Source organism: Micromonospora sediminicola, from assembly GCF_900089585.1.
Lineage (GTDB): Bacteria > Actinomycetota > Actinomycetes > Mycobacteriales > Micromonosporaceae > Micromonospora > Micromonospora sediminicola.
In genome coordinates this window covers 318,233-335,232 of the sequence record NZ_FLRH01000003.1, presented here as the reverse complement: position 1 = coordinate 335,232, position 17,000 = coordinate 318,233, and the positions used below count along the sequence as shown (strand labels likewise).

Annotated in this window: 12 protein-coding genes; 9 read left to right on the top strand and 3 right to left on the bottom strand. The window is 74.2% G+C overall.

The annotated features are described in order from the left end of the window. Positions 1–90: 90 nt before the first annotated feature. From GA0070622_RS02030 to GA0070622_RS02015, 4 genes are all read left to right on the top strand, one after another. Entirely contained in the window at positions 91–1,878 is a 1,788-nt protein-coding gene (locus tag GA0070622_RS02030) for an HSP90 family protein (RefSeq protein WP_091566174.1), read from the top strand. A 4-nt stretch (positions 1,879–1,882) separates the two neighbouring features. Continuing rightward, positions 1,883–4,720 (top strand): tetratricopeptide repeat protein, encoded by a 2,838-nt coding sequence (locus tag GA0070622_RS02025; RefSeq protein ID WP_091566171.1) that lies wholly within the window; start codon positions 1,883–1,885, stop codon positions 4,718–4,720. Between the two features lie 74 nt (positions 4,721–4,794). Continuing rightward, positions 4,795–5,409, top strand: a complete 615-nt coding sequence (locus tag GA0070622_RS02020; RefSeq protein ID WP_091566167.1) for a TetR/AcrR family transcriptional regulator — start codon at positions 4,795–4,797, stop codon at positions 5,407–5,409. 77 nt (positions 5,410–5,486) lie between these two features. Next, positions 5,487–6,854: an acetyl-CoA carboxylase biotin carboxylase subunit gene (locus GA0070622_RS02015; protein ID WP_091566162.1), complete on the top strand. Its 1,368-nt coding sequence runs from the start codon at positions 5,487–5,489 to the stop codon at positions 6,852–6,854. A 31-nt stretch (positions 6,855–6,885) separates the two neighbouring features. Here GA0070622_RS02015 and GA0070622_RS02010 read toward each other — a convergent pair whose 3' ends face one another. Together GA0070622_RS02010 and GA0070622_RS02005 are read right to left on the bottom strand one after the other, a co-directional pair. Continuing rightward, entirely contained in the window at positions 6,886–8,163 is a 1,278-nt protein-coding gene (locus tag GA0070622_RS02010) for an RNA polymerase sigma factor (RefSeq protein ID WP_091566159.1), read from the bottom strand. Further along, the gene (locus tag GA0070622_RS02005; RefSeq protein WP_091576765.1) at positions 8,160–8,540 is read right to left on the bottom strand and encodes a YciI family protein; all 381 of its coding nucleotides are present in this window, start codon (positions 8,538–8,540) and stop codon (positions 8,160–8,162) included. Before GA0070622_RS02005 ends, GA0070622_RS02010 begins: the two co-directional genes overlap by 4 nt. A gap of 179 nt (positions 8,541–8,719) precedes the next feature. Here GA0070622_RS02005 and GA0070622_RS02000 point away from each other — a divergent pair, with 179 nt between their 5' ends. The 4 genes from GA0070622_RS02000 to GA0070622_RS01985 all read left to right on the top strand — a co-directional run bounded on the left by GA0070622_RS02000 (position 8,720) and on the right by GA0070622_RS01985 (position 15,542). Next, positions 8,720–9,631, top strand: coding sequence for a hydroxymethylglutaryl-CoA lyase (locus tag GA0070622_RS02000; protein WP_176558859.1), 912 nt, complete (start codon positions 8,720–8,722; stop codon positions 9,629–9,631). Positions 9,632–10,095: 464 nt separating this feature from the next. Continuing rightward, a complete protein-coding gene (locus GA0070622_RS01995; protein WP_091566150.1) occupies positions 10,096–11,628 on the top strand; it encodes an acyl-CoA carboxylase subunit beta in 1,533 nt (510 codons plus the stop codon). Positions 11,629–11,744: 116 nt separating this feature from the next. Continuing rightward, positions 11,745–12,893: an acyl-CoA dehydrogenase family protein gene (locus GA0070622_RS01990; protein ID WP_091566146.1), complete on the top strand. Its 1,149-nt coding sequence runs from the start codon at positions 11,745–11,747 to the stop codon at positions 12,891–12,893. Positions 12,894–12,995: 102 nt separating this feature from the next. After that, positions 12,996–15,542 carry an ATP-binding protein gene (locus tag GA0070622_RS01985; protein ID WP_091566142.1) on the top strand — a complete coding sequence of 849 codons (2,547 nt, stop codon included), beginning with the start codon at positions 12,996–12,998 and terminating at the stop codon, positions 15,540–15,542. Between the two features lie 204 nt (positions 15,543–15,746). On the opposite strand, the gene GA0070622_RS01980 is transcribed toward GA0070622_RS01985, so the two are convergent. Further along, a complete protein-coding gene (locus tag GA0070622_RS01980; protein WP_091566138.1) occupies positions 15,747–16,241 on the bottom strand; it encodes a MarR family winged helix-turn-helix transcriptional regulator in 495 nt (164 codons plus the stop codon). Positions 16,242–16,342: 101 nt separating this feature from the next. Here GA0070622_RS01980 and GA0070622_RS01975 point away from each other — a divergent pair, with 101 nt between their 5' ends. Further along, a complete protein-coding gene (locus tag GA0070622_RS01975) occupies positions 16,343–16,924 on the top strand; it encodes a YceI family protein (protein WP_091566135.1) in 582 nt (193 codons plus the stop codon). Positions 16,925–17,000: the final 76 nt, after the last annotated feature.

Genomic DNA, 17,000 nt, shown 5'->3' with positions numbered 1-17,000 from the left:
TCGAGGGTCAAGCCGACCGACGGAAAGGGGGGCGGACACTGTCGGCCACGGCCGGTACGGTGAGCGCCGAAATCGGAACCGGGAGCGCGATTGGACCGCACCTTCCAGGTCGACCTCCGTGGTGTGGTCGACCTGCTCAGTCATCACCTCTACGGCAGTCCGCGGGTCTACGTGCGCGAGCTGCTCCAGAACGCCGTCGACGCGATCACGGCCCGTCGGGCCACCGAGCCGGACGCCCCGGCCCGGGTCCGGGTCGAGCCGCCGGAGCTGACCGGCGACGGGACGCTGCGCGTGCACGACACGGGCATCGGCCTCACCGAGTCCCAGGTGCACGAGCTGCTCGCCACGATCGGCCGCAGCTCCAAGCGGGACGAGCTGGGCTTCTCCCGGCACGAGTTCCTCGGTCAGTTCGGCATCGGCCTGCTCTCCTGCTTCCTGGTCGCGGACGAGATCCGGGTGGTCACCCGACACGCCGACCAGCCGACCGTGCTCTGGACGGGCTGGTCCGACGGGCGCTACGCGGTGCGGCTCGCCGAGCCGGAGCAGGCCCGCAGCGAGCCCGGCACCACGGTGACGCTGGTGCCCCGACGCGACGCCGACCAGTGGTTCGGCACCCCCACCGTGACCGAGCTGGCCCGCCTCTACGGCAGCCTGCTGCCGGTGGACGTCCGCGTCGGCGACACGCCGACCACCGCCGGCCCGCCGCCCTGGCCGACCACGCCCGGCGCGGCCGTCGACCGGGCCGGGCTGGCCCGCTACGCCCGTGACCTGCTCGGCTTCGTCCCGTTCGACGTGGTGCCGCTGTCGGTGCCCGAGGCAGGCCTCACCGGCGTGGCCTTCATCCTGCCCACGCCGGTGAACCCGGCCGCGCGGGCCGGGCACCGGGTCTACCTCAAGCGGATGCTGCTCGCCGAGCACGCCGACGGCCTGCTGCCCGAGTGGGCGTTCTTCGCCCACTGCGTGGTCGACGCCGGCGAGCTGCGTCCCACCGCCAGCCGCGAGGCGCTCTACGAGGACGCCCTGCTCGGCGCCGTCCGGGAGTCGCTCGGCGACCAGATCCGCGGCTGGCTGGTCCGGCTCGCCACGCACGACCCGCACCGGCTCGCCGAGTTCCTCCAGGTCCACCACCTCGGGGTCAAGGCGCTGGCGCTGCACGACGACGAGATGCTCCGCCTGGTCGACCAGTGGTGGCCGATGGACACCAACGTCGGCACGCTCACGCTCGCCGAGTTCCGCAGCCGGCACGGCCTGATCCGCTACGCCGCCAGCCTGGACGAGTTCCGCCAGCTCGCCGCCGTGGCCGCCGCGCAGGACCTGGCCGTGGTCAACGGCGGTTACACCTACGACACCGAGCTGATCGAGCGGCTGCCCACGGTGGACCGGTCGGTGCTGATCGAGCGGCTGGAGCCGAGCGACCTCACCACCCGGTTCGAGATCCTCGACCCGGCGACCGAGCTGGCCCTGCGCCCGTTCCTCGCCGGGGCGCAGCGGGCCCTGGAACGGCTCGGCTGCGAGGTGGTGGTCCGGGCCTACGACCCGGTCTCGCTGCCGGCGCTCTACCTGGTGTCCCGCTCGGCCGCCTTCCACGACCAGCTCGCCGCCAGCCGCGACCGGGCCGACGAGCTGTGGGGCGGGGTGCTCGACGCGCTGGCCGCCTCCGCCCCGCCGGACCGGCCGCAGCTGGTCCTCAACCACCGCAACCCGCTGGTCCGCCGGGTCACCACGCTGACCGACCCGGAGCTGGTCGGGCTGGCCGTCGAGGCGCTCTACGGGCAGGCCCTGCTGCTCGGCCACCATCCGATCCGGGCGGCCGACGCCGCGCTGCTGAACAGTTCCTTCCTCGGCCTGCTCGGCCGGGCCGTACCGGGACAGGAGTGACCTCGTGACCGACGAAGACCTCTGGCGGATGCTGCGCGAGATCGAGTCCATGCCGTACGGCCCGGGGCAGATCGCGGCGCTGGAGCAGTTGCTGCGCCGGGCCGACGCGGGCGAGGACCGGCACCTGGCCTTCGCCGCCCGGATCACCGCCACCCCGGCGTACGTCCACGGTGGGGAGCCGGCGAAGTCGTTCGTCACGTTCTCCTGGTGCCTGGCCGAGTTCGACCGGGACCCGCAGCCCTACCACCAGGGCTACACCCACCAGCTCCTCTGGTACTTCAAGTACATGGTCAACGCCATGCTGAAGTTCCCCGAGCTGCCGCTGGACCGGACGTACGCGGTGCTCGACGACATGGAACGGCGTTACCGCGAGTCCGGGCACTCGCTCCAGGCGGTCCACAAGCACCGGTTCCTGGTCGCCGACCACCTGGGCGACGAGTCGGCGGCCGCCGAGGCGTACCGCCTCTGGATGACCACCCCCCGGGACGCGCTCTCCGACTGCGCCGGCTGCGACCCGACCACGCAGGTGGGCTACCTGGCCGACATCGGCCGGCACGACGAGGCGGTGGCGCTCGCCGAGCCGGTGCTCGCCGGGCGCCTGAACTGCGTCGAGCAGCCGCAGGGGATCCTCACCGCGCTGCTCGCCTCCTACCGCGAGACCGGTCGCCAGGAGCAGGCGCGGGACGCGCACCGGGAGGCGTACCGGCGGTTGCGCGGTCGCCTCGCCGACCTGTGGGAGATCGCCGACCACGTCGAGTTCTGCACGGTCACCGGCAACGGGGCACGCGCGCTGGAGCTGGTCGAACGGCACCTCGACTGGCTGGACCGGGCACCCACCCCGGCCGCCGGCATGCACTTCGCGGCCGCCGCCGCGGCGGCGCTGCGGCAGGTGCCGGCCGACCTGACCGTGCACCGTCGGGCCGCCGCTGACCGGCCGGCCGCCGACGTGCCGGCGGGCGCGCTCGCCGACGAGCTGGCCGACTCGGCCACCGCGCTGGCCGAGCGGTTCGACGCCCGCAACGGCACCACCCACCAGTCCGAGCGAATCGCCCGGCGGATCGCGGCCGAGCCGGACGGCGAGCACCTCCCGCTCTCGGCGAGCCTGCGCCGCCCGCCGGTGCCCGCCCCGCGCTCCGGCGGCGGGCCGGTGACCGCCGCACCGGTCACCGTGCCGGCCCAGGCCGACCCCGACGAGCTGCTGGCGCTGGCCGAGGAGTGCTGGCGCACCAACCGGCGGGACGGGCTGGTCGCCGCGCTGCGCGCGTACGACGAGCGGTTCGGCGACGCCGAGCTGCCGGCCGCCACCCGGGCCCGGCGGCTCGAACTGCGGGCCGGTGAGGTGTCCCAGGACGACGACGGCGTGCCGGTGGCGATCGAGGTCAACCGCGCCGCGCTGGCCGCCTGGCGCGAGGTGCCGGACCCGCTCCGGGCCCAGGTGGTGGCCGGTCGGCTCGGCGCGCTGCTCAGCACCGTCGAGGAGAGCGCCGAGGAGGGGCTGACCCTGGCTCGGGAGGCGGCCGAGCACCTGGCCGCGCACGGTGAGCCGCGCGAGCGCGCCGCCGCCTGGGACCGGCTCGCGCTGGCCCACGTGCACCGGGAGCGGTGGGCGGAGGCGTTGGACGCGCTCGACCGCGCCGACGCCGACGCCGGCCTCGACCCGTGGCTGGACGGCCGGGTGGCGTTGCACCGCACGCACGTGCTGGAGCGGTTGGAGCGGGCCGACGAGTTCCGCGACGCGGCGGTGCGGGCCCGTCGGCTGGCCGGCGAGGTGGGTGACGGCGAGATGCTGACCGCCGCCTGCCTGGCCTACGTCCGCGCGACGGACGACCCGGCCGACGCGGTGGCGGCGTGCGACGAGGCGTTGGCGGTCGCGCCGCCGGGCGCCCGGCTGCCGCTGCGGGTCACCCGGGGGCGGGCGCTGCTCGCCGCCGAGCGGGCCGCCGAGGCGGTGGAGGATCTCGCCGAGGCGGTCACCCTCTGCGTCGAGCAGGGGCTGCCGGGCGACGCGTTGCTGCGTTGGGAGCTGGCCGAGGCCTACCGGGCCGCCGGTCGGCTGACCGAGGCCGCCGAGGTGGCGGAGGAGGCGGTGCTCGGCCTCGACCGGGCCGGCGCGCAGGCCGAGGCCGACCGCTGCCGGCACCTGCTGGCGGGGATCTACGAGGGGCTCAGCGAGCCCGACCTGGCGCTCGGGCTGCTCGACCAACTGGCCGAGAACCTGGACGGGCCGGACAATCTCCCGCAGCGGGCGCAGGTGCTGGAGGAGGCCGGCGGCATCCTGTACGACGACGACCGGGACGCGCTGGCCGCGCAACGGTTCGCGGCGGCCGCGACCGCCTGGCGGCTGGCCGGCTATCCGGTGGACGAGCTGCGGGCCCGGCGGCGGGAGATGCTCGCCCTGCACTGGTCCGGTGACCTGCCGGCGGCGGTGGCCGCGATCGAGCGGGTGGACGAGGCTCTCGGGGCGCTCGCCGGGCTGCCGGACGAGCCGCCCGTGGTGACGTACGAGCGGGCGATGGCCGCCGACGCGGTGGCCCGGGTGCTGATCGCCGAGGAGCGGATCACCGCGGCGCTGGACCGGCTGGACGGCGTGCCCGACCGGCTCCGGTCGATCGAGGCGTTCGGCGAGGCGGCGCAGGTCGAGGTCCTCACCGGTGAGCTGCTGCTCCGCGACGGTCGACCCGACCAGGCCGAACGTCTGCTGGGCCCGGTGCTCGCCGGGTTGCCCACCGGTTCCCGTCCGGCCGCCCAGGCCGCCTGGTTGCTCGCCCGGGCGCTGGACGACCAGGACCGCCCGGCCGAGGCGGCGAAGATCCGGGCGGAGCACGGCATCGGGGAGGAGTGAGAGCGTGCCGGTGTGAGGCGACCGACGGGTAACCACGGCTGCCTCACCCGGGACGCGAGGTCTAGGCTGGCCCGGTGGCGGTGGAACAGCAGGCGCGGGGTGCGGCGGGCGCGGCCCGGCGTCGGTCCCGGCGGGACGAGATCCTGGAGATCGCGGTCGGCCTCTTCGCGGCCCGCGGCTACCACGGCGTGTCGATGGACGACATCGGCGCGGCCGCCGGCGTCACCGGCCCGGCGCTCTACCACCACTTCGCCGGCAAGGAGGCGATGCTCGTCGCCGCCCTGATCCCGGTGAGCGAGGGGTTGCTCGCGGGCGGGCGGGAACGGGCCGCCGGCCACCCGGACGACGCCTGCGGCGCGCTGGAGTCGCTGATCGACTTCCACGTCGAGTTCGCGTTGGCGAACCCGGCGGTGATCGCGCTGCACCTGCACGAGCTGGACCGCCTCCCGGACGAGCCGCGCCGCCGCATCCGCCGCCTCCAGCGGATGTACGTGGAGGAGTGGGTCACCGTGCTGACCGCGCTGCACCCCGGTCTGCCGGACGGCGCCGCGCGGGTGCTCGCCCACGCCGCGTTCGGCCTGATGAACTCCACCCCGTTCCTCGGCGGCGAGGTGGACCGCCGGCGGCGGGCCGAGCTGCTGCGCGGCGCGACCCTGGCGGCCCTGCTCGCGCCCACCGACCCGACCTGACACGCCGCGCTCACCTTAACGCGTGTTAAGAAGGGACCCCGGCTTTGCGTCGAGAAGGGGTCACGTCCGTGCCGAACATGATCGAATCGTTGTTGGTCGCCAATCGGGGGGAGATCGCCCGGCGGGTGATCCGCACCGCCCGGCGGCTCGGGATCCGGGCCGTCGCGGTGCACTCGGAGGCCGACGCCGACCTGCCGTTCGTCGCCGAGGCCGACGAGGCGGTCTGTGTCGGGCCGGCCAACCCGGCGCAGAGCTACCGCAACGTGGAGGCGATCCTCGACGCGGCCCGGAGCACCGGCGCGCAGGCGATCCACCCCGGCTACGGCTTCCTGTCGGAGAACGCCGACTTCGCCCGTACCGTCGAGGGGGCCGGCCTGATCTGGGTCGGACCCGGCGCGGACGCGATCACCGCGATGGGCGACAAGATCAACGCTCGTAACCTGATGGCGGCGGCCGGCGTGCCGGTCGCGCCCGGCACCACCGAACCGGCCGCCGACCTGGACGCGGCCGTCGCCGCCGCCGCCGAGATCGGCTACCCGGTGATGGTCAAGGCCGCCGCGGGCGGCGGCGGCATGGGTATGGGCGTGGCCGCCGACGAGGCCGCGCTGCGCACCGAGTACGACAAGGTCCGCGCGTTCGCCGAGCGGATGTTCGGCGACGGCTCGGTGCTGATCGAGCGCTACTTCCCCCGGGTGCGCCACGTCGAGGTGCAGATCCTCGGCCTGGCCGACGGCCGGGTGGTGGCGCTGGGCGAGCGGGAGTGCTCGGTGCAGCGGCGCAACCAGAAGCTGGTCGAGGAGTCGCCGTCCCCGGCGGTCTCGCCGGAGCTGCGGGAGCGGTTCCTGGCCGCGGCGGTCCGGGCGGGTGAGGCGGTCGACTACCGCAACGCCGGCACGGTCGAGTGCCTGCTGGTCCCGCGTCAGCGGGATCTCAAGGGCGACAGCTCCCTCGCCGAAGAATTTTTCTTCCTGGAGATGAACACGCGGCTCCAGGTCGAGCACCCGGTCACCGAGTACGTCTACGGCGTCGACCTGGTCGAGGAGCAGCTCCGGGTGGCGTCCGGCCTGGCGCCGACGTTCGACCCGGACGCGCTCACCCCGCGCGGCCACGCCATCGAGCTGCGGATCAACGCCGAGGACCCGAAGCGCTTCCTGCCCGGCCCCGGCGCGATCACCACCTGGAACGAGCCTTCCGGCGCCGGCGTGCGGGTCGACTCCGGCTACGTCGCCGGCAACACCGTCACCCCGTTCTACGACAGCCTGCTGGCCAAGCTGATCGTCAGCGGCGCGACCCGGGAGGAGGCGGTCGAGCGGGCGCGCGCGGCGGTCGCCCAGTTCGAGATCGTCGGCCCGAAGTGCAACCTGCCGTTCTTCGCCGAACTGCTGGAGAACCCGGAGTTCCTCTCCGGCGACTACGACACCGGCATCGTCGGCCGGATGCGCTGACCAGCGCTGGTGCCGGACGGCGGTGCCGTCGCTACCGGCCGTCCGGCACCAGGACGGGGTCGCCGCCGAGCTGGTCGCGGCGGCGGGTCAGGTAGGCGCGTTCCGCGGCGTTGCCGGCGAGACCGATCGCCCGGTCGTACGCCGCCCGCGCGTCGTCGCGGCCGAGCCGACGCAGCAGGTCGGCGCGGGCGGCGTGCAGGGCGTGGTAGCCGTCGAGGGCCCGGGTGAGCCGGTCGATCTCGGCGAGCCCGGCGCCGGGGCCGTCGACCTCGGCGACCGCGACCGCGCGGTTGAGCCGCACGACCGGCGACGGGTCGAGCAGCACCAGGCGGTCGTAGAGGGCGACGATCGTGGACCAGTTGGTGTCCGCCGCGCACGGCGCCTCCATGTGGACCGCGTTGATCGCGGCCTGGAGCTGGTAGCGCCCGGGTGGGTCACCGCCGGCGGCGAGCGCCCCGATCCGCTCCCGGACCAGGGCCCTGCCCTCGGCGGCGCGGGCCCGGTCCCACGCGCCACGGTCCTGCTCGGCGAGGGTCACCAGCTCTCCGGTGCGGGCCACCCGCGCCGGCCGCCGGGCGTCGACGAGGAGCATCAGGGCGAGCAGCCCGGCGACCTCGCCGTCGTCCGGGAGCAGGGTCCGGAGCAGCCGGCCGAGGTGGATCGCCCGGTCGCTGAGGTCGACGCGGAGCGGGTCGTCCCCCTCGCCGGCCAGGTAGCCCTCGTTGAAGACGAGGTGGACCACCGCGAGCACGCCGTCGAGCCGTTCGCGGATGTCGTCGGCCGACGGCACCCGGTACGGGATGCCCGCGGCTCTGATCTTCTCCTTGGCCCGGGTGATCCGCCGCGCCATCGCGGTCTCCCGCACCAGGAAGGCGCGGGCGATCTCGGCGACGGTGAGGCCGCCGACCAGGCGCAGGGTGAGCGCCACCCGGGCCTCCATGCCCAGGGCCGGGTGGCAGCAGACGAAGACCAGCCGGAGCCGGTCGTCAGCGATCGGGCCGGTCGGCCGGGGAGGGGTGTCGTCGTACATGATCAGGGCCGCCCGGTGCTTGGCGTCGCGCTGCGATTCACGACGGAGCCAGTCGATCGCCTTGCGGGTCGCCGTGGTGGCGAGCCAGCCACCGGGACTGGGCGGCACGCCCTCGCACGGCCAGCGTGCCGCGGCCGCCGCGAACGCCTCCGCCGTCGCGTCCTCGGCGACGTGCAGGTCGCCGAAACGGCGCGTGAGGTCGGCGACCACCCGCGCCCACTCCTCGCGGTGGGCCCGGGTGAGCGCTCCTTCGGCGGCGACCGCCGAGGGGGCGTTCACCGCTGGACGGAGACGGCGCGCCGGGCCTGCCCGGGGCCGCGGAACCGGTGCACCTCCTGCGGCCAGCCGAGCGCCGTCGCGAGCCGGCCGGCCCAGTGCCGGGCCGCCGCGTCGTCCGCCACGTCCACGACGACGAACCCGCCGAGGTGCTCCTTGGTCTCGGCGTACGGGCCGTCGGTGAAGACGGGCCCGCCGTCGACCGACTCGACCGCGCACACCACGGTGGACCGGTCGAGCCCGCCGTTGGCGAAGATCAGCACGTCCTCCGCCAGCATCTCGTCGATCACGGCCCGCACGGCGACGTCCTTCTCGCGCATCTCGTCCGCCGTGTGCTCGTGCACCCACTCGTCGTTGAACGCGATCAGGTACTCCGTCATGTCGTCCCCCTCGGTCCCGGGCCGCGGCCCGATCGGCCGCCCCACCAGTTCCACGAACGGCGGCGGCCCGATACGACACCATCACGGATCTGCCGGCGGGTCGACCCCGGCCGGGGTGTCACACTTCGGGGAGACGAGGCACGAACGACGTCACAGCGAGGTGACCCCCAATGGCGGAACTGCCGGACCACGTCAGCATCCGTGAGGTAGGACCCCGGGACGGGCTCCAGAACGAGGAGCCGATCCCCACCGACGCCAAGGTGCGGCTGCTCGACGCGCTGTCCCGGACCGGGGTGCGGCGCATCGAGGCCGTCTCCTTCGTCCACCCGAAGGCCATCCCGCAGATGGCCGACGCCGACGAGGTGTGGCGGCGGGCGGAGAAGGTCGACGGGGTGCGCTACTCGGCCCTGGTGCCCAACACCCGGGGCGCCCAGCGGGCACTGGCCGCCGGCTTCACCGAGATCGAGGTGGTGGTCTCGGCCAGCGACACGCACAACCGGCGCAACGTCAACCGCTCGACCGAGGAGTCGCTCGACGACATCGCCGAGCTGATCGACCTGCTGCACGGCGCGGGCGCCACCGCCGAGGTGATCGTGGCGACCAGCTTCGGCTGCCCCTACGAGGGCGACGTCGACCCGCGGCGGGTCGCCGCGATCGTCGACCGCGTCGCCCGCGACGGCGCGGACCGCGTCGCCTTCGGCGACACCACCGGCATGGGTACGCCCCGACGGGTCCGCGAGCTGGTCACCGCCGTCCGCGACCGCAACGCCCACCTGCCGGTGCTGCTGCACTTCCACAACACCCGGGGCACCGCCCTGGCCAACATGCTGACCGCCATGGAGCTGGGTGTCACCGAGTTCGACGCCAGCGTCGGCGGGCTCGGGGGCTGCCCCTACGCCCCGGGCGCCAGCGGCAACCTGGCCACCGAGGAGGCGGTGCACATGCTGCACGACATGGGCATCGACACCGGCATCGACCTGGACGCCCTGATCGAGGCGGCGGAGTTGGCCGAACACCTGGTCGGCAAGAAGCTGCCGTCGGGCGTCCTCCGCGCCGGCCCCCGCACCCGCCTGACCCCCCTCCCCTCCTGACCCCCCTCCCCTCCTGACCCCACCTCCCCGCCCCGCCCCTCCCCGTCCCGCCCGCCCCCTCCCTGTTGATCAAGGAGTTTGCGTCGGCCCCGAACGCTCGGGTGACGCTAAGCCCTTGATCGCGGGGGCGGACGGGAGGGCTGGAGGGCGGGCAGGGGCGGGCGACAGGGGCGGGGACGCGGGGCATGGGCGGGGTCGGAGCGCCGGCGTGGTCGGGCTCAGGGTGCCGCCACCTCGGGGAACTGGTGGAGAGGGTCGCCAGCTCGGGGAGGTGGCTGGGTCCCGACGGCGTGGATGGCGCCACTACGCCGAACTGGCGAGCCGTCGGATTCGCCGGGGCCGCCCCGACCTCGCGAGCCGCCCCGGCCGGAGGTGCGGGGCGCGGCGGGTGGTGGGTCGCCGGAGGGGGCGGGGGTGGGGTAGCCTAACGATCGTTCAGGTCGGTGGGGTGCAAGGGAGTCGGCGTGACGCTCGACGGTGAGGCTCTGGAGCAGCTGCGCAAGCGCGCCCGCGCCGGCGGTGCGGACAAATACCATGCGGCCAACGCCGCCAAGGGCAAGCTGTTCGCCCGCGAGCGCGTGGCCTACCTGGTCGACGAGGGCTCCTTCGTCGAGGACGGGCTCTACGCCAACGCCATGGCCGACGGGTTGCCCGCCGACGGCGTGGTGACCGGCACCGCGACCATCGACGGCCGGCAGGTCTGCCTGATGGCGAACGACTCCACGGTCAAGGCCGGCAGCTGGGGCGCGCGCACCGTCGAGAAGATCATCCGGATCATCGAGCGGGCCTACTCGACCGGCGTGCCGATGGTCTACCTGGTCGACTCGGCCGGCGCCCGGATCACCGACCAGGTCGACCTGTTCCCGGGCCGGCGCGGCGCCGGCAAGATCTTCTGGAACCAGGTCCGCGCCTCGGGTTCGATCCCGCAGGTCTGCGCGCTGTTCGGGCCGAGCGCGGCGGGCGGGGCGTACATCCCGGCGTTCTGCGACGTGGTGGCCATGGTGGACGGCAACGCCAGCATGTACCTCGGCTCCGACCGGATGGTCGAGATGGTCACCGGTGAGAAGACCACGCTGGAGGCGATGGGCGGCGCCAAGGTGCACTGCACCGAGTCCGGCGTCGGGCACTTCCTCTGCAAGACCGAGAACGACGCGCTCGACGTGGTGCGGACGTACCTGTCCTACCTGCCGTCGAACTGGAAGCAGGAGCCGCCGGCCGCCGAGGCCGTGGACGCGCCGGCGAAGGCCGACCTGGCCGCGTTGGTCCCGGCCAGCGAGCGGCAGGCGTTCGACATGCGCCGGTACGTCAAGGGCCTGCTCGACGAGGGCAGCTTCTTCGAGATCCAGGCGCTGTGGGCCAAGGAGCTGACCATCGGGTTCGGCCGGCTGAACGGCGAGGTCGTCGGCGTGGTCGGCAACAACTCGATGTTCAAGGGCGGCGTGCTCTTCGTCGACTCGGCCGACAAGGCGACCCGGTTCGTGCAGCTCTGCGACGCGTTCAACGTGCCGCTGCTGTTCCTCAGCGACGTGCCCGGCTTCATGGTCGGCAGCGCGGTGGAGAAGCAGGGCATCATCCGGCACGGCGCGAAGATGATCACCGCGATCTCGGAGGCGACCGTACCCAAGATCTGCGTGGTGGTCCGCAAGGCGTACGGCGCGGGCCTCTACGCGATGGCCGGCCCCGGCTTCGAGCCCGACGCCACCATCGCGCTGCCCACCGCGAAGATCGCGGTGATGGGCGCGGAGGCCGCGGTGAACGCGGTCTACGCCAACAAGATCGCCGCGATCGAGGACGAGGCCGAGCGGGCCGCGTTCGTCGCCGCCAGGCGCGAGGAGTACGAGCGCGACATCGATGTGGTCCGGCTCGCCAGCGAGCTGGTGGTGGACGCGATCGTCGAGCCGCACGAGCTGCGCGCCGAGCTGGTGCGCCGGTTCGCCGCCGCGCGCGGCAAGGAGCGGCACTTCTCCCGGCGCCGGCACGGCGTCACCCCCGTCTGACCGGTAAGGAAGGGCCCCTTCTTAACGCCTGGTGCATGGAAAGGGGCCCCTCCTAACGCTTTCAGCCGCTCCCGGCGTCACGAGCGCCCGGCGGCCCGCCTTCCAGGAGGATCGACATGGACTTCCGGCTCGACGAGGAGCAGCAGGCGCTGCGGGAGAGCGTCCGGGACTTCGCCCGCGAGGTGGTCGCCCCGGTGATCGGCGAGCACTACGAGAAGCACACCTTCCCGTACGAGATCGTCCGGCAGATGGGCAAGATGGGCCTGTTCGGGCTTCCCTTCGCGGAGGAGCACGGCGGCATGGGCGGCGACTACTTCGCGCTCTGCCTGGTGCTGGAGGAGCTGGCCCGGGTCGACTCCAGCGTGGCGATCACGCTGGAGGCGGCGGTCTCGCTCGGCGCCATGCCGATCTACCGGTTCGGCACCGAGGAGCAGAAGGCGCGGTGGCTGCCGAAGCTGCTCAGCGGTGAGGCGCTGGCCGGCTTCGGGCTCACCGAGCCGGGCACCGGCTCGGACGCGGGTGGCACCCGGACCCGGGCGGTGCTGGACGGCGACGAGTGGGTGATCAACGGCTCGAAGGCGTTCATCACCAACTCCGGCACCGACATCACCGCGCTGGTCACGGTCACCGCGGTCACCGGCACGAAGCCCGACGGCAGCAAGGAGCTGTCCACCATCATCGTGCCGTCCGGCACGCCCGGCTTCACGGTCGCGCCCGGCTACTCCAAGGTCGGCTGGAACGCCTCGGACACCCACGAGCTGACCTTCGACGACTGCCGGGTGCCGGCGGCCAACCTGCTCGGTGAGCGCGGTCGGGGTTTCGCGCAGTTCCTGCGGATCCTCGACGAGGGCCGGATCGCCATCGCCGCACTGGCGGTCGGGCTGGCCCAGGGTTGCGTGGACGAGTCGATCACGTACGCCAAGGAGCGCCAGGCGTTCGGCCAGCCGATCGGCAACTACCAGGCGATCCAGTTCAAGATCGCGGACATGGAGATGAAGGCGCACACCGCGCGGCTGGCCTACTACGACGCTGCCGCCCGGATGCTCGCCGGTGAGCCGTTCAAGCGGCAGGCGGCGATCGCCAAGCTGCACGCCAGCACCGTCGCGGTGGACAACGCCCGGGAGGCGACCCAGATCCACGGCGGCTACGGCTTCATGAACGAGTACCCGGTGGCCCGCTTCTGGCGGGACTCCAAGATCCTGGAGATCGGCGAGGGCACCAGCGAGGTGCAGCTCATGATCATCGCCCGCGACCTCGGTATGTGAGCGACGCCCCGTTTCGGCCGTCTGTCGGATATCGGCGATGGACGGTCGGGTGGTTGACGATGGGCTGTGGAGCGTCGGACCCGATCCGTACTCTTCGTGCCCATGACTCCCGATCATGATCGTTCGCGGAGCCCCGGTGGTCGGACCCTGCTGTCCGATCTGGTGCGCGGGCACCGGCTCGCCGCCGGCCTGACCCAGGCCGAGCTGGCGGGCCGGGCCGGCGTGGGCGTGCGCACGGTCCGTGATCTGGAACGGGGGCGGGCGACCCGACCCCAACGCACCACAGTGGATCTGCTGGCCGACGCGCTCGGGCTGACCGGCGACGACCGTCGGGAGTTCGTCACCACCGCCCGGCCCGCACCGGCCGACCCGGCGCCGCGCGTCCCGGCCGCCGACGATCCGGGCACGCCGACCGCGTTGCCGCAACCGGTGGCGCTGCTCGGGCGGGACCGGGACGTGGCCGAGGTGTCCGACCTGATCGGCGCGCATCCGGTGGTGAGCCTGGTCGGGCTGGCCGGCGTCGGCAAGAGCGCCCTCGCGCTGACCGTCGCCCACGCGGTGGCGGCCCGCCATCCCGCCGGTGTGGTCGGGGTGCTGGTCGGCGAGGGCTCGGACACGGCCGACGTGCTGGCCGCCTCGGCGGCGGTCTTCGGCGTGAGCCGGCTGGCCGACCTCTCCTGCCGGCTCGCCGGCCGCCCGGCGCTGCTGCTGGTCGACGCCGTCGAACGGGCGCCCGGGCCGGTGGCCGAGGCGCTGCGGTCGCTGACCGCCGCGGCGCCGACGCTGCGGGTGCTGGTGACCGGTCGCCGGCCGGTCGGCCTCCCCGGTGAGCTGGTCCGGCCGGTGGCGCCGCTGGACGTGCCACCGCCGGGCGCGCGGCCGACGGAGCGGGCCGACCTGGACCGGTGGCCCGCCGCGGCGCTCTTCGCCGCCCGGCTCACCCAGGCCCGGCACGCGCCGCCCACCCCGGCCGAGCTACCGGCGCTCGCCGCGCTGGTCCGCCGGCTCGGTGGGCTGCCGCTGGCCGTCGAGCTGATGGCGGCCCGCGGCCGCATCCTCGACGTCACCGAGCTGCTCGACCGCTACGGCGACCGCGTCCTCGACCTGGCCGCCGTGCGGCCCGGCGGGCAGCCGGCAGCCGGCACGGTGACGTTGCGCGAGGCGGTGGCGACCAGCTACCACCTGCTCGCCCCGGCCGAGCGGGCGGCGTTGCGCCGCCTGTCCGCCTTCCGCAACCGCTGGTCGGTGGAGCTGGCCGAGGAACTGCTCGCCACCGGCGCCGATCGGTGGGACGCCGTGCCGCTGCTGGACCGGCTGCGGGAGCTGGGCCTGCTCAGCGTCCGGGGGACGGGCCCGTTCCGGTTCCGGCTGCTGGACGCGGTGCGTGACTTCGCGGCCGAGCAGGCCGACGCCGAGGGCGAGACGGACGGGATCCGGTTGCGGCACGCGACGGTGGTCGCCGGGCTGGTCCGGCGTACCGCCCCCGGCCTGGTCGGCGCGGAGCTGCCCGGCACCGTCCACCTGCTCGACGAGGCGACGAGCGACATCACCGCCGCGCTGGCGTACGCGGGCGAGCGGGCCCCGGCGACGGCGCTGCTGTTGGCCGCCGCGCTGCCCCGCTGGTGGCGGCTGCGGGGGCGGGACGTGTCCGGCCGTCGGTGGCTGCGTCGACTGCTGGACGATCCGCGTACCGCCGGGGTGCCGCCGGTGCTGCGCGCCTGGGCGCTGCTCGGTGCGGCCCGGCTGGCCGTCGAGCACGGCGCGGGGGCGGAGGAGCTGCCGGCGGCGCGGGCGGCGCTGGTCACCTTCACCGAGGTCGGCGACGTGACCGGGGAGCTGTCCGCCCGGTCGGTGCTCTGCGCGCTGCTGCGCGGGCTCGGCGCGCACGACGAGGCGCGTGAGCAGGCCGAGGCCGCGCTGTCGTTGGCCACCCGGCACGGCCGGGCACGCGAGATGGCCGTCGCCCAGCACCACCTGACCTGGCACGACGTACGCGTGGGGCAGTTGGCCGGGGCCCGGCGGCGGCTGGCCACGGTCGACCGGCTGGCAGCGCAGTGCGGCGATCAGCGCCTGCGCCTGCTGGCCCGGGCCGATCTGGCCGAGCTGACCCGGTGGGAGGGCCGCTACGCGGAGGCGGTCGAGCAGGGGCGGCGGGCCGCCGCCGCGCTGGTGGAGCTGGGCGATCCCGGGCGGCTCCGTCGAGTGGTCGGCACGGTCGGGTTGGCGCTCGCGCTTCAGGGGCGGATCGACGACGCGTCGGCCGTGGTGGCGGAGCTGTGGCCGTCCGGACCGGTGCCGAGGCCCCGTCGGCCGTCGGCCGCCGAGCGCTGGGACCCGCCCGGCGCGGGCCGGGACGTCCGCCCCGAGGACGCGCTCCGCGGACTCATCGAGGGTCAGGTGGCGCTGCACCGGGGGGATCGTGAGCTGGCGGCGGAGTGGTTCGCGGCCGCGGCCGAGGCGGCGTCCGGCGGCGCGGACCGGCGGGACCTGGTCGAGGCGCTGGTCGGGTTGGCCGCCAGCACCGGTGAGGTGGCCGTGCTGGACCGGCTGGATCGCGCCCGGCAGGTCACCGGGGTCAGCCTGCTGCCCCGGGAGGAGGAACTGCTCTACTCCCTGGTGGCGCAGCGGGATCGCGCGCGGCGGGGCTGAGCGGAGGGCGCGGGGGTGGCGCGAGCGAAGTAGCCCCCTGGTGCTGCCCCTCGCTCCACGCTCGCGCCAGCACCCCCCGGTGCCCCCCGCTGCCGGAAGCCTATCCGTGCCTGCTGGGCGTTTCGCACGCTTGTGCCGTACTTTGCCCCGATCCCAGGACGGTTCTGCCGGTCATTCTGCCGGTGACCGACCGGTAGGCACGCCTCAGCAGGCGGGCGTGCCGGCCGGCTCGGTGCTGCCGGCGGTGGCGCCCGGGTGGACCGCGTCGCGCACCCGGCGCAGGCCGTCCAGGAGCCCGTCCAGCTGGGCCGGGTCGAGCTGGCCGGTGAACCACTGCTCGATGATCTTCAGGTGACCGGGCAGGATCTCGTCCAGTCGGCTCAGCCCGGCGGCGGTCACCACCGCGAAGGAGCTGCGCCGGTCGGACGGGCAGGCCCGTCGGCAGATCAGGCCGTCGCGCTCCATCCGGTCGACCACCCGGGTCACGCCGCTGGTCGAGAGCGAGGTCTGTGCCGCCAGGTCGGTCATCCGCAACTGGTTGTGCGGCGACCGGGCGAGCCGGGTGAGCACCTCGAACTCGACAGGTGACAGGCCGTGCTCCTCGAACTGGGCGGCGAACCGGGCGGACAGCCCGGCGTGCGCCTCGACGAGCAGGCCGACGGCGGTGATCCGGGGGTCGTCGAACACGTTCTGGTCCACGCCACCATCCTAGCAACACTTGACACAGGGAATATTGCCGTAGCTATAGTTGCTCAGTCAGCCGTTGGGCTACTCAACAATCTTCTCCGGAGGAGAGCATCATGACCAGCAGCACCGAGGCGACTACCCGCGACTGGGAGGGCCTCACCATCCCCGCCCCCGGCACGTACCTCCTGGACGCCGCGCACAAGCGGGTGGGTTTCGTCGCACGGCACATGATGGTCAGCAAGGTACGCGGTGAGTTCGCCGACGCCACCGCCACCATCACGGTCACCGACGACCCGCTGGAGTCCGCGGTCACCGCCACCATCCAGGCCGCCAGCATCAACACCGCGCAGGCCGACCGGGACGCGCACCTGCGCAGCCCGGAGTTCCTCGACGCCGAGCAGTTCCCCACGCTGGAGTTCCGCAGCACCGGAGTGAAGTCGCGCTCGGGCAACGAGTTCGTGCTCGCCGGTGACCTGACCATCAAGGGCGTGACCCGCCCGGTCGAGCTGGAGGTGGAGTTCGAGGGCGTCGGCCGCAGCCCGTTCGGGCAGGACATCTTCGGCTTCTCCGCGTCCACCGAGATCGACCGGGAGGACTTCGGTCTGACCTGGAACGTCGCGCTGGAGACCGGCGGCGTCCTGGTCGGCCGCAAGGTCAAGATCGAGATCGAGGGCGAGGCCGTCCGCCAGGGCTGAGCCCCACCAGGCCCACGGGCCCGCGCCGTCTCCTCGGCGCGGGCCCGTTCGCGTACGCGGGGTCGTGCGAATTGTC